14 protein-coding genes are annotated in these 16,692 nt (G+C 54.8%); 5 read left to right on the forward strand and 9 right to left on the reverse strand.

The features are described from left to right. Window positions 1-69 precede the first annotated feature (69 nt). A complete protein-coding gene (locus tag GAH_RS09775; RefSeq protein WP_048096449.1) occupies window positions 70-1,935 on the reverse strand; it encodes a heme lyase CcmF/NrfE family subunit in 1,866 nt (621 codons plus the stop codon). Further along, window positions 1,935-2,324: a cytochrome c maturation protein CcmE gene (locus GAH_RS09780; protein WP_048096451.1), complete on the reverse strand. Its 390-nt coding sequence runs from the start codon at window positions 2,322-2,324 to the stop codon at window positions 1,935-1,937. The genes GAH_RS09775 and GAH_RS09780 overlap by 1 nt, the downstream gene beginning before the upstream one ends. A gap of 199 nt (window positions 2,325-2,523) precedes the next feature. Between GAH_RS09780 and GAH_RS09785 the strand changes: the two genes are divergently transcribed. The 3 genes from GAH_RS09785 to GAH_RS09795 all read left to right on the forward strand — a co-directional run bounded on the left by GAH_RS09785 (window position 2,524) and on the right by GAH_RS09795 (window position 6,357). Beyond that, a complete protein-coding gene (locus GAH_RS09785; protein WP_048096452.1) occupies window positions 2,524-3,792 on the forward strand; it encodes a DUF22 domain-containing protein in 1,269 nt (422 codons plus the stop codon). Window positions 3,793-3,845: 53 nt separating this feature from the next. Beyond that, window positions 3,846-4,226: a 30S ribosomal protein S8e gene (locus GAH_RS09790; RefSeq protein ID WP_048096453.1), complete on the forward strand. Its 381-nt coding sequence runs from the start codon at window positions 3,846-3,848 to the stop codon at window positions 4,224-4,226. A 151-nt stretch (window positions 4,227-4,377) separates the two neighbouring features. Then, a complete protein-coding gene (locus GAH_RS09795) occupies window positions 4,378-6,357 on the forward strand; it encodes a heterodisulfide reductase-related iron-sulfur binding cluster (RefSeq protein WP_048096454.1) in 1,980 nt (659 codons plus the stop codon). A 20-nt stretch (window positions 6,358-6,377) separates the two neighbouring features. Here GAH_RS09795 and GAH_RS09800 read toward each other — a convergent pair whose 3' ends face one another. The 4 genes from GAH_RS09800 to GAH_RS09815 all read right to left on the reverse strand — a co-directional run bounded on the left by GAH_RS09800 (window position 6,378) and on the right by GAH_RS09815 (window position 11,505). Next, complete coding sequence (locus tag GAH_RS09800) at window positions 6,378-8,657, reverse strand: DEAD/DEAH box helicase (RefSeq protein WP_048096455.1); 2,280 nt, start codon at window positions 8,655-8,657, stop codon at window positions 6,378-6,380. After that, window positions 8,647-9,030 carry an ArsR/SmtB family transcription factor gene (locus tag GAH_RS09805; RefSeq protein WP_052747846.1) on the reverse strand — a complete coding sequence of 128 codons (384 nt, stop codon included), beginning with the start codon at window positions 9,028-9,030 and terminating at the stop codon, window positions 8,647-8,649. The genes GAH_RS09800 and GAH_RS09805 overlap by 11 nt, the downstream gene beginning before the upstream one ends. A 64-nt stretch (window positions 9,031-9,094) precedes the next feature. Further along, complete coding sequence (locus GAH_RS09810) at window positions 9,095-11,146, reverse strand: heavy metal translocating P-type ATPase (RefSeq protein ID WP_048096457.1); 2,052 nt, start codon at window positions 11,144-11,146, stop codon at window positions 9,095-9,097. Next, window positions 11,143-11,505 carry an ArsR/SmtB family transcription factor gene (locus GAH_RS09815; protein ID WP_048096460.1) on the reverse strand — a complete coding sequence of 121 codons (363 nt, stop codon included), beginning with the start codon at window positions 11,503-11,505 and terminating at the stop codon, window positions 11,143-11,145. Before GAH_RS09815 ends, GAH_RS09810 begins: the two co-directional genes overlap by 4 nt. Before the next feature lie 82 nt (window positions 11,506-11,587). Between GAH_RS09815 and GAH_RS09820 the strand changes: the two genes are divergently transcribed. Beyond that, a complete protein-coding gene (locus tag GAH_RS09820; protein ID WP_048096462.1) occupies window positions 11,588-13,066 on the forward strand; it encodes a replication factor C large subunit in 1,479 nt (492 codons plus the stop codon). Further along, complete coding sequence (truD, locus tag GAH_RS09825; RefSeq protein ID WP_245604024.1) at window positions 13,053-14,345, forward strand: tRNA pseudouridine(13) synthase TruD; 1,293 nt, start codon at window positions 13,053-13,055, stop codon at window positions 14,343-14,345. Before GAH_RS09820 ends, truD begins: the two co-directional genes overlap by 14 nt. Here the strand turns inward: truD and GAH_RS09830 are convergent. The 3 genes from GAH_RS09830 to GAH_RS09840 are packed head-to-tail and all read right to left on the reverse strand — an operon-like array spanning window position 14,316 to window position 16,604. Further along, complete coding sequence (locus GAH_RS09830) at window positions 14,316-15,026, reverse strand: energy-coupling factor ABC transporter ATP-binding protein (protein WP_048096467.1); 711 nt, start codon at window positions 15,024-15,026, stop codon at window positions 14,316-14,318. The genes truD and GAH_RS09830 overlap by 30 nt on opposite strands. After that, entirely contained in the window at window positions 15,008-15,739 is a 732-nt protein-coding gene (gene cbiQ, locus GAH_RS09835; RefSeq protein ID WP_048096470.1) for a cobalt ECF transporter T component CbiQ, read from the reverse strand. The genes GAH_RS09830 and cbiQ overlap by 19 nt, the downstream gene beginning before the upstream one ends. Continuing rightward, complete coding sequence (locus GAH_RS09840) at window positions 15,723-16,604, reverse strand: energy-coupling factor ABC transporter permease (protein WP_048096473.1); 882 nt, start codon at window positions 16,602-16,604, stop codon at window positions 15,723-15,725. The genes cbiQ and GAH_RS09840 overlap by 17 nt, the downstream gene beginning before the upstream one ends. Window positions 16,605-16,692: the final 88 nt, after the last annotated feature.

Genomic DNA, 16,692 nt, shown 5'->3' on the forward strand with positions numbered 1-16,692 from the left:
TGGTGGTTAAAATGCCGCGTTAAAATACTTTTTGGCGAAAAATAGCATGTAAAATGGTATAGAAAATTTCTAATTATTCCTCATCCTCACTGCAGCGGAAACAAAGCCTCCGACGATCATCATCGCAGATCCGATCCACACAAGGAAGATCAGCGGAATGAGGTGCACCTCGAGGAATATCTGGTTCTGCGAGAACCCGCTCATGGCAACGTAGTAGTCCTTAAAGGGCGTGCTGAGTATGTCAACACCGTTCACTACCCTGTCCTCACGCATCAGGTTGTAGAACTTCGTCGTCGGGGTTACCGTGCCCTTGTAAACCCCGTTCTCGTAGATGTCTATCCTGGCAACGATGTCCACGCTCTCCGGTGTTGACACCTGGTCGAGTGAGACGAGCTCGAGCCTTATGTCTCCAAAGTGCTTTGAGTGTATGACGGCGCTCTCGTCGTGTATGCCGAGATGGACGTTCTGGTACACCTCGTCGTACATCCACGAGCCTGCAACACCAACAGAGATCAGGAGCACCCCGATGTGCACGAGGTAGCCTCCAAGCTTTCTCGGATTTCTTGCGTCTGCAGGCTTGAACGTCATCAGGTGGCTGGTTATGGAGAACGCGGCAATTCCAGCGGCGAGTGCGACGAGAGGCATTCCGAGGACAAGATACGTTGCGGCAAGAGATGCAAGGCCAACAGGAGTTGCGACGATCAGAATCCTCTTTGTCCTCTCCGGACTGTAGACCCAGCCCAGCGATATGCAGATGCCGAGAAGAAGCGTGAGAATTGCCGCGAGCGGCGTTTCCACCCTGTCATAGTACGCCCTGTCAATCGACACTCCCTCGAACACCGATGGGGTGAGCGTCCCAATGAGGACGGTCACGGTTGAGAGGATCAGCAGGAGGATGTTCAGGAAGACCGCGAAGTCCCTGCTCAGCAGCTCGTAACCCTCCTCGCTGAAGAAGTCCTTGCGCTTCGAGTACACGTAGAGAGCGAGCAGCCCGGCAGCGGCGATCAGGATCAGGTACAGCCACCCCTCCGGGTTCTCACCGAACGCGTGGACGCTCTCTATCACGCCGCTCCTCGTTATGAAAGTTGCGAGGACGACGAGCGCAAACGAGACGTAGGCGAGCCAGTAGTTCCACCTCGAGAACTGGCGCTGCCTCATTATGCCGTGGAGCAGCCCAGTGACCGTGAGCCACGGGAGAAGCGAGGCGTTCTCCACGGGATCCCACGCCCAGAACCCACCCCACCCGAGGGTTTTGTATGCCCACCACGCCCCGAGGAAGATTCCGATCGTCAGGAAAAGCCATGAAATCAGCGCCCAGAGCCTCGCCCTCAGGTGCCACCCCTCAGACTTCAGGTACGCGGAGGCGATGGCGAGGGCGAATGGAAGAGTTGCTCCAGCATAACCGAGAAAGACCGTGGGCGGGTGCAGGGCCATCTCAGGAGTTCTCAGCAGCGGGTTGAGCCCGTAACCCTCATGCGGGAAGTACTCCCACCTGTAAAAGGGGTTTGAAAACGTCAGGAGAACAAGGAGGAAAAACGAGGCGACTCCGCTTGAGATCGCGAGCGTCATGGCGGAGAGCCTGTCCTTTTTTTCGACCTTCAGAAAGAGGACGTTGAGTATCGAGAGGAAGAGGATCCAGAGGAGGAGGGAACCTTCCCTGCCGGCCCAGACGGCGCTTATCGTATAGGCGAGGTTCAGGTGTGTGTCTGAGTAGCTGTAGACGTACTTGACGTTGAAGTCCCTGACGATGAAGTAGTAGGTGAGGAGGAGGTAGGCCAGCGCGACGAGGACTGTGTACGCGTAAACCGTCCTCTCACCGTTCAGCGCGAGCCTTCTCGCTCGCTTTCCCTTCGAGGTGATGGAACCGTAAAAGCTGTAGGCAGAGTACACGCTGGCAACGAAGGCGAGAACTGCGAGCAGGTAGCCGATGTCCATCAGCTCACCTCTTTGTTCTCACCCACCTGGTACTTGCTCGGACACTTGAGCAAAAGCTCTTCGGCGTAAAACACACCGTCCCTGTAATCGCCCTTAACAACAGCAGGAATCCCCTCCTGATAGTTTGAGACCGCGCCCGTGTACTTGACGACGATCGTGTTTTTACCGTCGGTGAGCTTGAACACCCTCGTGTTGTTCTCAAAGAAATACACGGTCGAGTTGGGAACTATCGTGCCGTTGACCTGAACGTTTTCAGCGTATCCCTTTTCCATCACCTGGGTTACCGTGAGATAGGGGCTTATGCCTTGGTTGAAAGACACTATAACGAGTATGGAAAACGCAATCAGCGATACGCCGATAAGGAGCTTTATTTTGCCGCTTTTGTCCATGGTATTTACTGTGTTACTGTCAATATAAAGCTTTTTCATAACTATTAAGCATTTAAGATGGCTCAGCACTCAAGACCCTCATCATCGCTTTCAGCGGGGCCCTTTCATCATCGCCACCAGAATCTTCTGAGCATGGCTATTTAAAAGATGCCGTCAAAAGCCAGAAAAATTTATAACATTTAATTGTTATGAATACATCATGCGATGCGGAATTGCCTACTTCAGAGACATTGACAAAAAGATTCCGGAAAGAGGGGAGCTGTCATTCAAGAACGCGATTTTCAAGAGCGCCGGTCAGGCTTACTGGAAAGTGCTCATAGCCGATGAAAGTGTGGAGGTCAGGAAAAACACTCTGGAAATCATAAGGGTCAGAAAGCTGCACCTCCCTCCGAAAAGCACAATCGCCCCGCTCTCAATCATGAGGCACGCTCTCGGAACGACCCTCGACATAGTTCCCTCGGAGATCAAGAAAGTTGAGGAGACGAGAGAGGTGACGCACGTCCTCTTCTACTCGATTGACGACGGATTCGTGGAGAGGGGGGACATAATCGGCGTGATAAAGGTCTACCCGATAAACGTCGGAAGTCCGGATGAGCAGGAGTTCATAAGGGCTCCTGACGTGAAGCCGAGGCTTGAGGATGTTGAGGGTAACGTCGTTTTCAGGGAGGGGGATGAGATAGTCAGGGAGAAAGTGAGGGTTAAGGAGACGTGGTACTCCCGCTGGAACCTCGGAGAGTGGAGGATGATGGTTGCCGACGAGGACGTGAAGCTCATCCCCGGAGATGCGAGGCTTGTCAAGATAAGGGCCATAGAGCTTCCGCCAAACACTATTCCTGTCCCCCTCTACGGATACCGCACTCCATTTGGAACGGTCCTCGACATATACGCCCCGGGAAGGCCGAGGAAGATTGAGGAGAAGAAGCTCGTCACCCACGCCCTGCTGATGCCAACGGAGGAGGGAGAGGTCAGGAAGGGAGATGTCATAGGTGTGCTGAACATCTACGCTGTTGGAGTTGGGGAGATGGTCGCGAGGCTAACGCCGTTCCTGACCGAGAGGAGCAGGGGCAATGTTGTCCTGAGGAGCGGAGAGGGAATAAGGAGGGTCGAGTTCGAGCACAGGCCCTTCGTCTTCAGGAGGAGCTCCGTTGGATACCTGAAGCCCATAATCGCGGCGGAGACGAAGAGGGTTCAGACCAACAAGCCCGAGAAAATAGAGATAGAGAAGATAGACGTTCCCGCTGGCTCAATAATCCAGCCAATGAGCGGGAAGGGACATGCCTACGGGATAACAATAGACGTCGAGTTCGAGAGGCAGGGCTTCGTCGAGGAGGACAGGGTGATTGACTCGGCAGTAATCCTCTCCCCCTTCGACGGAGAAATACTCAGAGGGGACATGATAGGCGTGCTGATGCAGTACCACATAACCCCGCTTGCGTATCCGGAGATATTCGTCAGAAAGTACGTGTAGGGCATAAACTATTTAAATAGACTGGACTCTCCAGACTAACAGGAGGTGTCACTGTGATCTGGCAGGGAAGGAGTAAGAGGAAGTACACCGGAAAGCTCTACAGGAGATTCAGGAAGAAGAGGAAGTATGAGCTCGGCAGGGAGTACATCGAGACGCTCATCGGAGAGAGGAAGATAAAGAAGATCAGGGTCAGGGGCGGAAACTACAAGATAAGGCTCTTCAGGGATCAGTACGCCAACGTGTACATACCCTCACAGAAGAAGGTCGTCAGGGCTGAGATAAAGACGGTCGTTGAGAACAAGGCTCACATCCACTTCGCCAGAAGGAACGTGATAACCAAGGGCGCTGTCATCGAGACCTCTCTTGGGAAGGCGATCGTTACCAACCGCCCCGGGCAGGAGGGCATAATTAACGCCGTTCTTGTCGAGGAGTGATTTTTTATTAAAAATCCTTACAAATTTCTCCGTTTTTAAAAAATTTCCCTTTTCCGGGCTTTTTGGCCAATTTAAAGAGAAAATTATTAATATTTGTTGAATCACCTTTCAGTAAATTTCCGGTTTAGTCAATTTGCTGGAGGTGATTGCTTTGGCGACTCCAACGAGGGAATTGCTGTGGGGAATTGGGAAATCACTGCCTTACTACCTCCATTACGGACTGTTCCTGATAGCGACGATAATCTTCCTGATAGGGGCGTACAGGTGGTACAGGATACTGAAGACGGGCAGAAACGACGAGGACAGGTTCGACAACTTCGGAAAAAGGATGTGGTACCTGATCAGGGACGGAATACTCTTCGTGAGGCTCTACCTGAGAGAGGCGCAGATGGGAGTAATGCACGTGCTCATTCTTTGGGGCTTCATAGTCCTCACAATAGGTACGCTCATTCTGACGATTGCCGCAGACATAAACTCCTCGTTCTTCAGGGGCACGTTCTACCTGATCCACGAGGCGCTGATGGATCTCGCCGGTCTGGCACTGCTCATCGGTCTGATAATGGCGGTTCTCAACAGGTATGTCGCGAAGCCGAGCAGGTTCTCGAAGCCGTGGCCGTATGCCAAGGATGATGGTGGAGTTCTCGCGCTACTGCTGACCATCACCGTGCTCGGATTTCTGGTTGAGGGTTTCAGGCTCGCAAGCGGCATGCCCGCCTACACCGCCATAATAGGCGAGGCAATATCCAAGCTGCTCCCCTTTGACCTCGCAGCCTACAGAACGCTCTGGAGCCTGCACTCGCTGCTCGCGCTCATGTTCATTGCCCTGATACCCTACACGAAGCTCGCGCACGTTATTGCAGCGCCGCTCAACATACTCACGAGGAGCGAGAGAGGGGCTGCTGCGAGGAGCGTTGAGGATGAGGAGTACATGGGGGTGATTGAGCCAAAGGATCTGCAGTGGAGGGACATGCTCTCGAGCCTCGCGTGCATGAGGTGCGGAAGGTGCCAAGACATGTGTCCAGCAGCAAACTCGGGCACAACCCTTTCGCCAATGTACCTCATGCAGAACATCAGGAAGACCTTGGACGAGAATTTCGACATGCTCGGAAGGCCAAAGAGCGAGGACGTGCTGCTCCTCGACACAGTTCTCGACATGGAGGCTGTCTGGGCGTGCACAACCTGCAGGGCGTGCATGGAGATGTGCCCTGTTTACGTTGAGCAGATGGAGATAATCGGAGAGATGAGGAGGGGCATAGTCGAGAGCGGAGAAGCGCCGCCGGACATCAGGGACTTTCTGACCAACGTGCAGAAGCAGAAGAACCCGTGGGGCGAGGCGAAGTACAAGAGGGATGCGTGGGCCAAGGACGTTGATGTGCCGAGGGCGAAGGATTCGGAGTTCGAGTGGCTCTGGTGGGTTGGCTGTGGCCACGCGTTCGACAACAGGAACAAGGAGGTCGCGAAGAAGCTCGTCAGGATCCTCAACGAGATCGGCGTGAGCTACGCGATACTCGGCAGGGAGGAGGGCTGCTGCGGAAACGATGTCAGGAGGGTCGGAGAAGAGGGCCTGTTCCAGGTTCTCAAGGAGGAGAACGTTGCAACATTCGAAAAGTACGGGGTTGAGAAAGTCTTCGCCACCTCGCCGCACTGCTACAACACGTTCAAGAACGAGTACAAGGAGATAGAGGCGAAGTTCATCCTCGAGATAATCTACGAAGCAATTAAGGACGGGAGGCTCAAGCTGAAGAACCCCGTGAACAGGAAGGTCACGTTTCATGACCCGTGCTACCTCGGGAGGTACAACGGCATGTACGAGCTACCGAGGGAGATACTCAGGGCAATTCCGGGACTTGAGCTCGTGGAGATGCCGAGGAACAGGGAGAGGGCCTTCTGCTGCGGTGGCGGTGGAGGAAATCTGGTCAGGGAGTACCCCGGAGAGGACAGGCCAAACAACATCAGGGCGAGAGAGGCTGGGGAGACTGGAGCAGATGTTCTGGCTGTTGCATGCCCGTTCTGCATGATTATGCTCGAGGACGGAGTGAAGATGGAGAAGCTGGACGACAGGATGTCAGTGATGGACGTGATAGAGCTCGTTTACGAGTCGGCCTTCGGTTCAGAAGAGGTCGAGGCATAAACCCTTCTTTCAATTTCTTTTTACGGGTAGTAGACGAAGTCCCTCGTTTCCTCGAAGGCTGACAGCTCCGCCTTCCTGACCCTTCTCGAAAGAGTCTTTCTCGCAACGTCAATCGCGCCAGTCCTGTTCAGAGGCTGGTTGTTGTTGCCGCACTGGTAGCTGTACGTGCACTTGGGGCACCCGTCCTCCCTACCACACTCGCAGTTCTCCATGACGTCGAGGGCAATCTCCACGGCCCTCTCTATCCTGCCGAAGAGGAGTCTGCTCAACCCGTTTCCTCCCTCTGTTGAGTCGTAGACGAATATGTAGCCGTCGGGCGTGGATATGCCCCCCATGTGCATGCTCCCCCCGCCTGTTATGCCATCGCTCGCCTCGATTATGACGTGCTCGAGGGCGTGAAACGAGCCCGCGTAGTATTCCTCCCCATCACCCTCGTCCGGAAACGGGCTGGCGAGCACGAAGCCCTTCGTCCTGAAGGTGTAGCTTACCGGCCTGTCGAGATAGTTCACCTTCCTGAACTTCTCGTCAAACGGATTTCTCACCACATAACCCGTCACGAAGATCGTTATGTCCATGTCGCAGTACGCCATCTCCACCGGGCTGCTTTTCCGCTCGATCACCCTCCTGATTGATGGAATGGCCGTGTAGAGGGGGGTCGTGAACTCCTCCCCACCCACCTCCTCGAGGTGAGCCACCATCTCATCAAGGTCGAGGTTCTTGACCCTGTACTTCCTGCGGTTGTGGATGACGATGGCACCGGGGTGAAGCTCTTTCACTGCAACAGGCAGGCTGCGCTCCCCGATAACCCTGTCCTGATGGATCATCCTGACCCTCCCACCTATGCCCCTCATGCTGAACCTCGTCTGAATATCGCCGGCTATGTAGAAGTCCCCCGCGTCAATGAGGCTCCCCTCCTCCGCAAGCCTCTCGACCTCCTCATCCTCAATCTCGCCCTTGACTATCGGCATCTCCCTTGCCATCGAAAGTATGTGGTGCCTCTTAACAACCTCATTGTCCCTCTCCACGTAGCAGTAGAGCCTCTCGCTGAAGTACTCCTCGGGGTGCCTCCTGTAGTAGTTCGCTATCGAGTCCTCATCCCTCATCACCACAACGCCGACGCTCTTCCCCTTCCTCCTTCCAGATCTCCCCATCCTCTGGACGAAGTATGGGTAGGGGACGAGCTCGCTTATCACGACGTCCACATCACCTATGTCTATCCCGAGCTCGAGGGTTGACGTGGATACGAGGACCCTCAGCCTCCCCTCCCTGAAGTCCCTCTCAACCCTCTCCCTCACACTCCTCGGCAGGCCGGCTTTGTGCACCCCTACCCTCACACCCTCTCTCTCAAGAATCCACGCGAGCGTTTCGACAGTCCTGTAGCTGTTCCCGAACACAAGCACCTTCCTGTCCTTAAGCCTCATCACGAGGTCTCTAATCGCAGAGTAGAGGTTTCCGTAAACCATGACCACGTTCCTCTCTCCCAAGGATTCGCCGTAGCTGACGACCCTAAACTCTCTCTCGAATAGCTGCCCGGCAAACTCGCCGGGGTTTGCTATTGTGGCAGAGCACGCGACTATTTGTGGGCTGGAGAACCTTTCAATCCTTCTCATGAGCCAGTAGATGTTGGTGCCGAGCAGTCCCGAGTAGCTGTGGAGCTCGTCAAAAACCATGACCCTGAGATGCTCAACGAACTCTCTGAACTCCGGCGTGTTTCGCAGGTGGTAGTCGAGCATGTCGGGGTTGGTGAGGATCAGGTCTGCCCTTCCGGAGAGCACCTCCCTCCTTTCCCTGAAGTCCGAGTCCCCGTCAAACTTCGCAACCCTGATTCCGGCTCTGCTCGCGTAGAACCTGATCTTTTCCAGCTGATCCCTCGCGAGGGCCTTTGTCGGGTACACTATCGCCCCCTTTCCACCATTCTGAAGGATCTGGATGGCTGGAATCAGAAAGGCCTCTGTTTTCCCCGCACCCGTCGGAGCGACGATGACCACATCCTTCCCGCTCAATATCTGGAGAATGGCCTCCCTCTGAAAGCCGTACAGCCTCTCGATGCCCCTCTCAGCCAAAGCCCTCTTGAGGGGCTCAGGGATTTCGGATGGAATTTCGGCTAAATCTCCCCCACCATACCTGTTCCTCAGGAAGAAGACGACCTCGTGGTCTATCTCGAACAGAGGTCTGAGCTCCTCATCCCTGCACCTCTCCTCAAAAAGCTCAAGGTTCCTCTGCCTTACGCTCTTCCTCGAGCAGATGCACCTGCTCTTCAGCCTCCTGCACTTGGAGCAGAAAAAGTGATCAGCTTCCATCAACAAGAGTTGCGAGAATCTGTTTTACTCTTTTGTCCCTGATCGAGTATATCCTGTACTTCCCCTCCTGCCTCTCCTCAACTATTCCTGCAGACTTGAGCTTGCTGAGGTGGTGGCTTACGAGGGTCTGCTGCTGCCCGAGGATCTCGGAAATCGCACAGACGCAGAACTCGGCATGGGAGAGTATCTTCAGAATCTGAAGCCTGAGCGGGTTGCCGAGAATTTTCAGAAAGTGTGAGTGATCCTTCAGCTCGCCTTCGGTATACAGCTCCATCTCTCCCTCAAAATCGCACTTGCAGTAGTAGTCGTAGGCCTCGTCCCTCTCCTCGAGCTTTTTTTTCTTGAACTCTGTGAAATTGAACCTGTAAGGCATGTTCATTACAACAGCTGTCACTTTATAAAATTAACGTGGTTAACTGTGGAGAAGTAGAAAGCGTTCACCTCAGAAGCCTCATGGCGTTGAGAACGGCGATGAGAGTAACCCCAACATCCGCGATGACCGCCTCCCACATCGTCGCAATTCCGACAGACCCGAGGGCTATGAAGAACCCCTTGACTGCGAGTGCAAACCCTATGTTCTGCCAGACGATCCTCTGGGTTCTTCTGGCGAACGCTATCGAGCGCGGAACCTTCGAGGGCATGTCGTCCATTATCACCACATCGGCAACGTCTATGCTCGCGTCGCTGCCAAGTCCGCCCATAGCAATTCCAACGTCTGCTGCCGCTATTACAGGAGCGTCGTTTATCCCATCTCCGGCAAATGCGACTTTGCCATTCTTCTTCAGCCCCTCGACGACCGAAACCTTCCCCTCGGGTAGGAGTTCCGCGTGATACTCGTCAATCCCGAGCCTCTCCGCAACCCTTCTCGCCACCTCCTCGCTGTCTCCGGTAACCATGACGACCCTGCAGCCGAGCTCCTTCAGCTCCCTCACAGCCCTCTCCGCATCCTCCTTGACCTCGTCCTCAACGACTATGTAGCCCGCATATCTCCCATCCACGCCCACGTGGACAGCAGTACCACCAACGTCGCACGAGTCGTGCTCTATTCCGAGCTCGTGCATGAGCGCGTCGTTGCCCACCACAATCTCCTTCCCGTCAACCTTGGCGATGACACCCCTCCCCGAGATCTCCCTGTAGCTCTCCGGTTCCATGGCCTCCATTCTCTCCCCAAGCGCCTCCACAATTGACCTCGCGATCGGGTGGTTGGAGTTAACCTCAGCAACAGCGGCAAGCATCAGAACCTCGTCCTCGCTGAACCCGTTCTTTGGCACGATCTTTGAGACGCTGAACTTTCCCTTTGTCAGGGTTCCTGTCTTGTCGAACGCCACGATCTCCGTTGAGTTCAAGACGTCAACGAAGTTTGCACCCTTGATCAGCACCTCCTCCCTCGCGGAACGCCCGATTGAGGCGAAGTAGCTCAGGGGGACTGAGAGGACGAGCGCACACGGGCACGAGATGACAAGCAGAACAAGGGCACGGTAGATCCAGGGCTCGAACGGCGAGCCCGTGAGAACCGGCGGCAGTACTGCCACCATACCGGCGAGAGCGATTACAGCAGGAGTGTAGTAGCGGGCGAACCTCGTGATGAACCTCTCAGCCTTGGCCTTCCTGCCGGATGCCTCCTCCACGAGCTGGAGAATCTTCGAGACCGCTGAGTCCCTGAAGGGCCTCGTCACCCTGACCTCTATCAGCCCGCTTAAGTTCACCATTCCCGACAGAACCTCGCTGCCCTCCTCAACGCTCCTTGGCACGGACTCTCCCGTTAAAGCCGAGGCGTCAACGACCGTCGAGCCCTTGACGATCACACCGTCCAGAGGGATCCTCTCACCGGGCTTCACGACTATGACGTCTCCAACGCTTACATCCTCCGGTCTGACCCTCACAACCTCCCCGTTCACCTTGAGGTTCGCGTAGGTGGGCTTTATCTCCAGCAGAGCCTTGATGGATCTCCTCGACCTTCCGACGGCCAGATCCTGAAAGAACTCTCCGACCCTGAAGAAGAGCATAACACCCACAGCTTCGGGCATCTCGTGTATCGCTATCGCACCTAAGGTCGCGATGGTCATCAGGAAGTTCTCGTCGAACACCTTCCCCCTTGCCAGATTGCCGGCAGCCTTCCTGAGCACCCTCCACCCGGCCACGAGGTATGCGGTCAGGAAGAGCCCATACTCAAGGACGGGAGTTGAGTGGAGGGACTCTCCAAGGAGCAGGCCAGCGACAAAGAGCAAACCGGATATCAGGATCGGCACGATCTCTCTCGCATTCGCACCCTCATGATCGTGATCGTCCCATACCTCCTCCACATCCACATCCGGCTCAACCCTCTTAACTGCCTCAACCACCTTCTCCTTGTTCTCTGCGTCGACAATCAGCTCTGATGTGGCGAAGTTCACCATCGCAAACCTCACGCCGTCCTGCTTCTTCAGCTCCTCCTCTATCTTCACAGCACAGCTCGCACAGTCGAGGTTCTTGAGGCGGTACTTCCTCATTTCCTCACCTCGCTCACATGCTCGATCGCTGTCCTGAGGATGTCCGCCACGTGCTCATCGTCGAGGCTGTAGTACACGTTCCTGCCCTCCCTCCTGTACTTCACCAGCTTCTTGTCCCTGAGAACCCTGAGCTGGTGAGAGACTGCCGAGACGGAGATGCCAGTTATTGCTGAAAGATCACACGTGCAGAGCTCGTGCCTTGACAGGGCAAGCAGGATCTTGATTCTCGTGGAATCGGCAAAGGCCTCGAGGAACTCGGCGAGCTCAACGATGCTCTCGTCTGACGGGAGGGATGAGATGACGTCCTCTATGTACTCTCCCGTCTTCCCGCCCTCGCAGACCGGTGCCTTTTTTACCATATTTGAACAATTGCTCAAACATAATAAATACTTTTCGTCGAGCACAAACCCTTATAATGCCCTAAGAGAAAGGAATGCCTGAATGCTGTGGGTCGAGAAGTACAGGCCGAAGACGATCAAGGATGTTGTGGCCGACAAGACGATAATACAGAACGTTCTGACGTGGGCGGAGGGCTGGAAGAAGGGGGTGAGGCAGAAGCCGTTGCTGCTCGCAGGCCCTCCAGGAGTGGGCAAAACGTCCCTCGCGATAGCTCTGGCAAACACGATGGGCTGGGAGGTTGTGGAGCTGAATGCAAGCGACCAGAGGAGCTGGAACATCATCTACAGAATCGTCGGCGAAGGGGCCTTCAACGAGACGATAAGCGACGAGGGGGAGTTCCTCACGTCGCGTGAGGGGAAGCTGAAGCTCATAATCCTCGATGAGGTGGACAACATCCACAAAAAGGAGGATGTGGGCGGAGAGTCTGCGCTTCTGAAGATAATCAAGAAAAAGCCTCCCCAGCCCATGATCCTGATAGCCAACGAGCCGTACAACCTGTCATCGGAGCTCAGGAAGAACACAATCATGATCACCTTCAAGAGGCTGAACAAGAACCAGATAGTGAAGGTTCTGGAGAGGATCTGCCAGAGTGAGGGCATAAGGTGCGACAGAGAGGTGCTAAAGCTGATAGCCGAGAACGCTGGAGGAGATCTGAGGGCGGCGATAAACGACCTGCAGGCAATCGCTGAGGGCAAGGATGTCATAAGGCCGGAGGACGTGGTTGTGGGCAAGAGGACTCAGGAGACGGACGTCTTCAAGGTCATGCAGAAGATCTTCAAGACCAAGATTCCCGCTCACGGCGACGCGATGCTCCTCGACGAGAGCCCGGACGACCTGATAATGTGGGTGGACGAGAACCTGCCCCTCGAGTACAGGGACGAGACGCTCTATGCAGCCTACAGAGTTCTGTCCGACGCGGACGTTTTCCTCGGGAGAGTCAGGAGGAGGCAGTTCTACAGGCTCTGGAAGTACGCCACGTACCTCATGACCACCGGGGTGCAGCAGGTCAAGTCCGAGCCCGTCAGGGGGTTCACCAGATACCGACCCCCATCGCTCTGGCAGAAGCTCGCGTATGCAAGGAGCAGGAGGGAGATCTACAGGAGGGTGCTGAAGAAGGTGGGCAAGTACTCCCACATGTCCTCGAGGAAGGCCATAGAGTTTCTCCCCTATCTGAAGAACCTGCTCTCCTCTCTCGAGGTAGAGAAGGCAGCTGAGATAGCCGCGTTCTACACCCTCTCCCAAGAGGAGCTCGAGTTTCTGGTTGGAAAGGAGAGGGCCAAGGAGCTGCACGACTTCATAGAGAAGCACAGGCTCCACAGAATTGAGGATGAGAGCTTCCTCTCTGGGTTTGAAGAGGCGGAAGAGCCGAGGACTGAAGAGGAGAAAGAAGGGGAAGCGGTAAAGGAGACTGAAGAGGAAGAGCCCGAAAAGAGGGAGGATAAGGAGGACAGGCAGAGGAAGGGTAAGCATGCAAGAAAGGGTAAAGATCTCACGCTTGACGCCTTCTTTGGCGGAGATTGAGAGAAAGGTCGGCATAGGGAGGTACATAACCTCAACCCCCGGGATTGGTGGAAGGATAAAGGAGAGGGACGAGGACTTCAGGGTAGAGGAGGTACTGGACATCAGGCTTTCTGATTCTGGCAGAAACCTCGTCATAAGGGTCAGGAAGAGGAACTGGGACACCCTCAATTTCGCGAGGGTGCTGTCCAACCTGCTGGAGATAAGCAGGAAGAGGATCGGCTTTGCGGGAACCAAGGACAAGAGAGCCGTGACGATCCAGCACTTCACCATCTCGAACGCTGATGAGAAGATTCTGAAGAGGCTTGAGGAGGTCAGGCTGAAGGACGCTGAGATCGAGGTTCTCGGGTGGACAAACAGGAGGATCGACCTCGGAGACCTGATCGGGAACAGGTTTACCGTGGTGGTGGAGGATGCGGAGCACCCGGATAGGATTGAGGGAATCGCGGACGAGCTCAGGGAGAAGGGCATTCCAAACTTCTTCGGCCTCCAGAGGTTCGGGACGCTCAGGCTGATAACTCACGAGGTGGGGAAGCTGATAGTCCTGAAGGACTACAGCGAAGCTTTCTGGACGTACGTGGCAAAGCCCTCAGAGCTCGAGGACGAGGAGGTCTCGAAGATCAGGGAAGAGCTGTGGAGCGAGAGAGACCCAGTCCTCGGACTAAGAGAGCTTCCAAAGCACCTCATATACGAGAGGACACTCCTGCAGAAGCTGAGGGAGGGGAAAACCGAGCTTCAGGCATTGCTATCGCTTCCAAAAACTCTCAAGCTCATGTTCATCCACGCCTACCAGTCCTACCTCTTCAACCTCCTGCTGTCCAGAAGAATCGAGGAGTTCGGGACTCTGAGGGAGATAGACGTAAACGACCACTCCGACTTCAGGGCTGTGAAGGGCAAGCATGTTGTGAGCTCCGAGGAGTTCTCAAAGGTGAGCGAGTTCAACATCAGGCGAATCAGATTTCTGGCAGGGAAGGGCTATGCGTACCTCGCACTGCCTCTCCCCGGATACGAGACCGAACTCTCAGGGTGGAGCGGAAAAGTGCTGAAGGAGATTCTCGATCAGGAGGGCGTGGAGCTTCAGATGTTCAAGGGCGATTATCCTGAGTTCTCCTCAAGGGGCAGCTACAGAACCGCTGAGATACCGTTCAGCTTTGAAGAGTTCAGGCACGATGTTGTGGAGAGCAGAGTTGTCTTCGAGTTCTTCCTACCCAAGGGGTGCTTCGCCACGTCATTCCTGCGGGAGTTCATGAAGTCAGAGCACCCCTACTTCCTCCAGAAATGACCTGTCCTCGAGAACCTCCTTGCCCCCGTCATAGACGATTTTCTTCTCGAGGCTCATTACCACAACCCTGTCGGCGAGCTTTTCGGCGATGTCCATCTCGTGTGTTGAGAGCACCATCGTCCCCTCATACTCCCTCAGAATCTCTATCACCTTCCTCCTCGTCTTCCCATCCACGTTGGCTGTTGGCTCGTCGAGAAAGAGGATCTCGGGCTCGTAGATCAGGACGCTCGCGATCTCCACCCTCTTCTTCTCCCCTCCGCTGAGCCTGAAGGGGGGCTTCTTCAGCACGCTCTCAAGCCCAAACTCTCTCGCATACCTGCTGACCCTCTCCTCGATCCCCCTCTGACTATACCCGAGCTGCAGGAGAGCGTATTTCAGCTCATCCTCAACCGTGGGGTTGAACAGGAATATGTCCGGATCCTGAAAGACGAACCCCACCCTCCTGCGGATCGTGTCTATTACGTCCTCAACTCTCTGCCCATCAATCAGAACAGTCCCAGTTGTTGGCTTCAGCAGCCCGGAGAGGACGAGCATGAGCGTTGATTTACCGCAGCCATTGGGGCCGAGGAGGGCCACCTTCTCTCCCCTGCTGATTTCCAAGCTGAGCGTGCTGAACCCGAGGGTTCCGTCTGGATAGGTGTAGGAGATGTTCTTCCCGGAGATCAAAGCATCACCCACCATCCGGTTATTGCCAGAACGTAGACAAGATAAAAGTAACCCCTGTCATAGCTACCCGAATACACGACCTCCCTTCCCCTCGACGCCATGGCCAGCTCTATCATTTCTGCCTTCTCAAAGCTCCTCAGGAAGAAGAGGCCCAGCGACTTCCCACCAACCCTGAACATCTCGAGGTGGCTGCCCTTCCTCATCCTCCTCGCCTCTCTCGCGAGCATTATGTCCAGCAGGTCTCTGAACATCACCACTGTGTACCTGTAGGTCAGCCATACGATGTCCAGCATTATCTTCGGCACCCTCAGTCTCTTCAGCGCGTACATCGCCTCGTTGAACTTGGTGGTCAGTATGAAGAGCTGAAGCGCGGATATGGACGAGAAAACCCTGAGCGGGAATATGAGCGCGTACTCCAGATTTCTCTCGTATATGGAGACGGGGAGCACGATTATGAACGAGAATATGGTAAAAAGGGAGCTCCTCTTCACGAGCAGCCTGAGGCTGATCCCCACGTTGAAAGCGAGGAAGTAGACTGCAAGAACGGTGAGCAGAACCCTCTCCGGATTGAAGGTCGTTATCGAGAGGAGTATGAACACGAGCGTGCCGATGAGCTTCACCGCAGGATCGACGGAGTGCAGGTAGGTGTTCTTTGTGTACTCGTGAATGAAAAAATTGTGAAAGTACTCGGTAGCCTCTTTGATGGTCTTCTCAATTAGTAGGTGCATGTCTTCTCATCATCGCTACGGACAAAAAGATTGCCACCCCTATCGCCCCGGAGATCAGGGTGCCGAGGTAGTCGTTGAGGCCCGGAATCGTGTAGTCTGGAAATATGCCCGTGTACGTCTGGGTGTCGTGCAGCCCCATCTCCTCAGCCACGTTCTCGAGAGGTTCTGCGTAGTGAACAAGCTCCGCAAGATATGCGAAGACCGGCGAGAGGAGGATCATCAGCGCTATCGCAACAAGGGGCTTCTTGCTGACCTCGCTGACCTCAAGCTCAGGTCTGTGGGAGTAGACGTAGCTGACAACTCCGGCAGTGATGAGTCCCTCAATCAGCCCGAGGATTCCGTGCCAGAAGCCCATCGCTGAGACTGCAACTACTGCGTTGTACTTGAACGCCGTTGAGAGTCCAATCTCAAGACCTGCAAACATTGCTGCAAGCGTTATGCCGAGCCATCCTGCTACAAACGCGGCCGCGAACCTGTTGACCCTCTCAAGAGCCTTGTAGGCATACCAGCCCACAAACACGTTAACGACAGCCATATTCCATAGGTTCGCACCAAGTGCAATGAGTCCTCCGTCTCCATATATCAGGGCCTGAACCACAAGAACTGACGCCATCGCTACGCTTCCAGCATACGGGCCGAGAAGGATTCCGGCAAGCGCACCGCCTACGAAGTGAGCCGATGTGCCTCCGGGAATGGGCCAGTTCAGCATCTGAGCGGCGAATATGGCTGCGGCAACAACACCGAGCATTGCGGTGTTTACCTTCTCCTGGGACAGCCTTTCCAGGGAGTAGCCGAGAACGGCGGCAGTTAGAACCCACATCAGCACAGCGATGCTCATGTCAAGGTACCCGTCTGGAATGTGCATGTGTTTCCACACCTCCTTGTTATTTTTTAATAACGATTAGGCACATCAGTAACACGCTTTAAAAAAGTTGCGATATATCTTTTTTCAA

The organism is Geoglobus ahangari (genome assembly GCF_001006045.1).
Taxonomy (GTDB): domain Archaea; phylum Halobacteriota; class Archaeoglobi; order Archaeoglobales; family Archaeoglobaceae; genus Geoglobus; species Geoglobus ahangari.

What these genes read in the sequence shown, in the direction of transcription:
- GAH_RS09775 (WP_048096449.1), bottom strand. Translation starts at nt 1,935, where the DNA reads ATGGACATCGGCTACCTGCTCGCAGTTCTCGCCTTCGTTGCCAGCGTG.
- GAH_RS09780 (WP_048096451.1), bottom strand. Translation starts at nt 2,324, where the DNA reads ATGGACAAAAGCGGCAAAATAAAGCTCCTTATCGGCGTATCGCTGATT.
- GAH_RS09785 (WP_048096452.1), top strand. Translation starts at nt 2,524, where the DNA reads ATGCGATGCGGAATTGCCTACTTCAGAGACATTGACAAAAAGATTCCG.
- GAH_RS09800 (WP_048096455.1), bottom strand. Translation starts at nt 8,657, where the DNA reads ATGGAAGCTGATCACTTTTTCTGCTCCAAGTGCAGGAGGCTGAAGAGC.
- GAH_RS09805 (WP_052747846.1), bottom strand. Translation starts at nt 9,030, where the DNA reads ATGCCTTACAGGTTCAATTTCACAGAGTTCAAGAAAAAAAAGCTCGAG.
- GAH_RS09810 (WP_048096457.1), bottom strand. Translation starts at nt 11,146, where the DNA reads ATGAGGAAGTACCGCCTCAAGAACCTCGACTGTGCGAGCTGTGCTGTG.
- GAH_RS09815 (WP_048096460.1), bottom strand. Translation starts at nt 11,505, where the DNA reads ATGGTAAAAAAGGCACCGGTCTGCGAGGGCGGGAAGACGGGAGAGTAC.
- GAH_RS09820 (WP_048096462.1), top strand. Translation starts at nt 11,588, where the DNA reads ATGCTGTGGGTCGAGAAGTACAGGCCGAAGACGATCAAGGATGTTGTG.
- GAH_RS09830 (WP_048096467.1), bottom strand. Translation starts at nt 15,026, where the DNA reads ATGGTGGGTGATGCTTTGATCTCCGGGAAGAACATCTCCTACACCTAT.
- cbiQ (WP_048096470.1), bottom strand. Translation starts at nt 15,739, where the DNA reads ATGCACCTACTAATTGAGAAGACCATCAAAGAGGCTACCGAGTACTTT.
- GAH_RS09840 (WP_048096473.1), bottom strand. Translation starts at nt 16,604, where the DNA reads ATGCACATTCCAGACGGGTACCTTGACATGAGCATCGCTGTGCTGATG.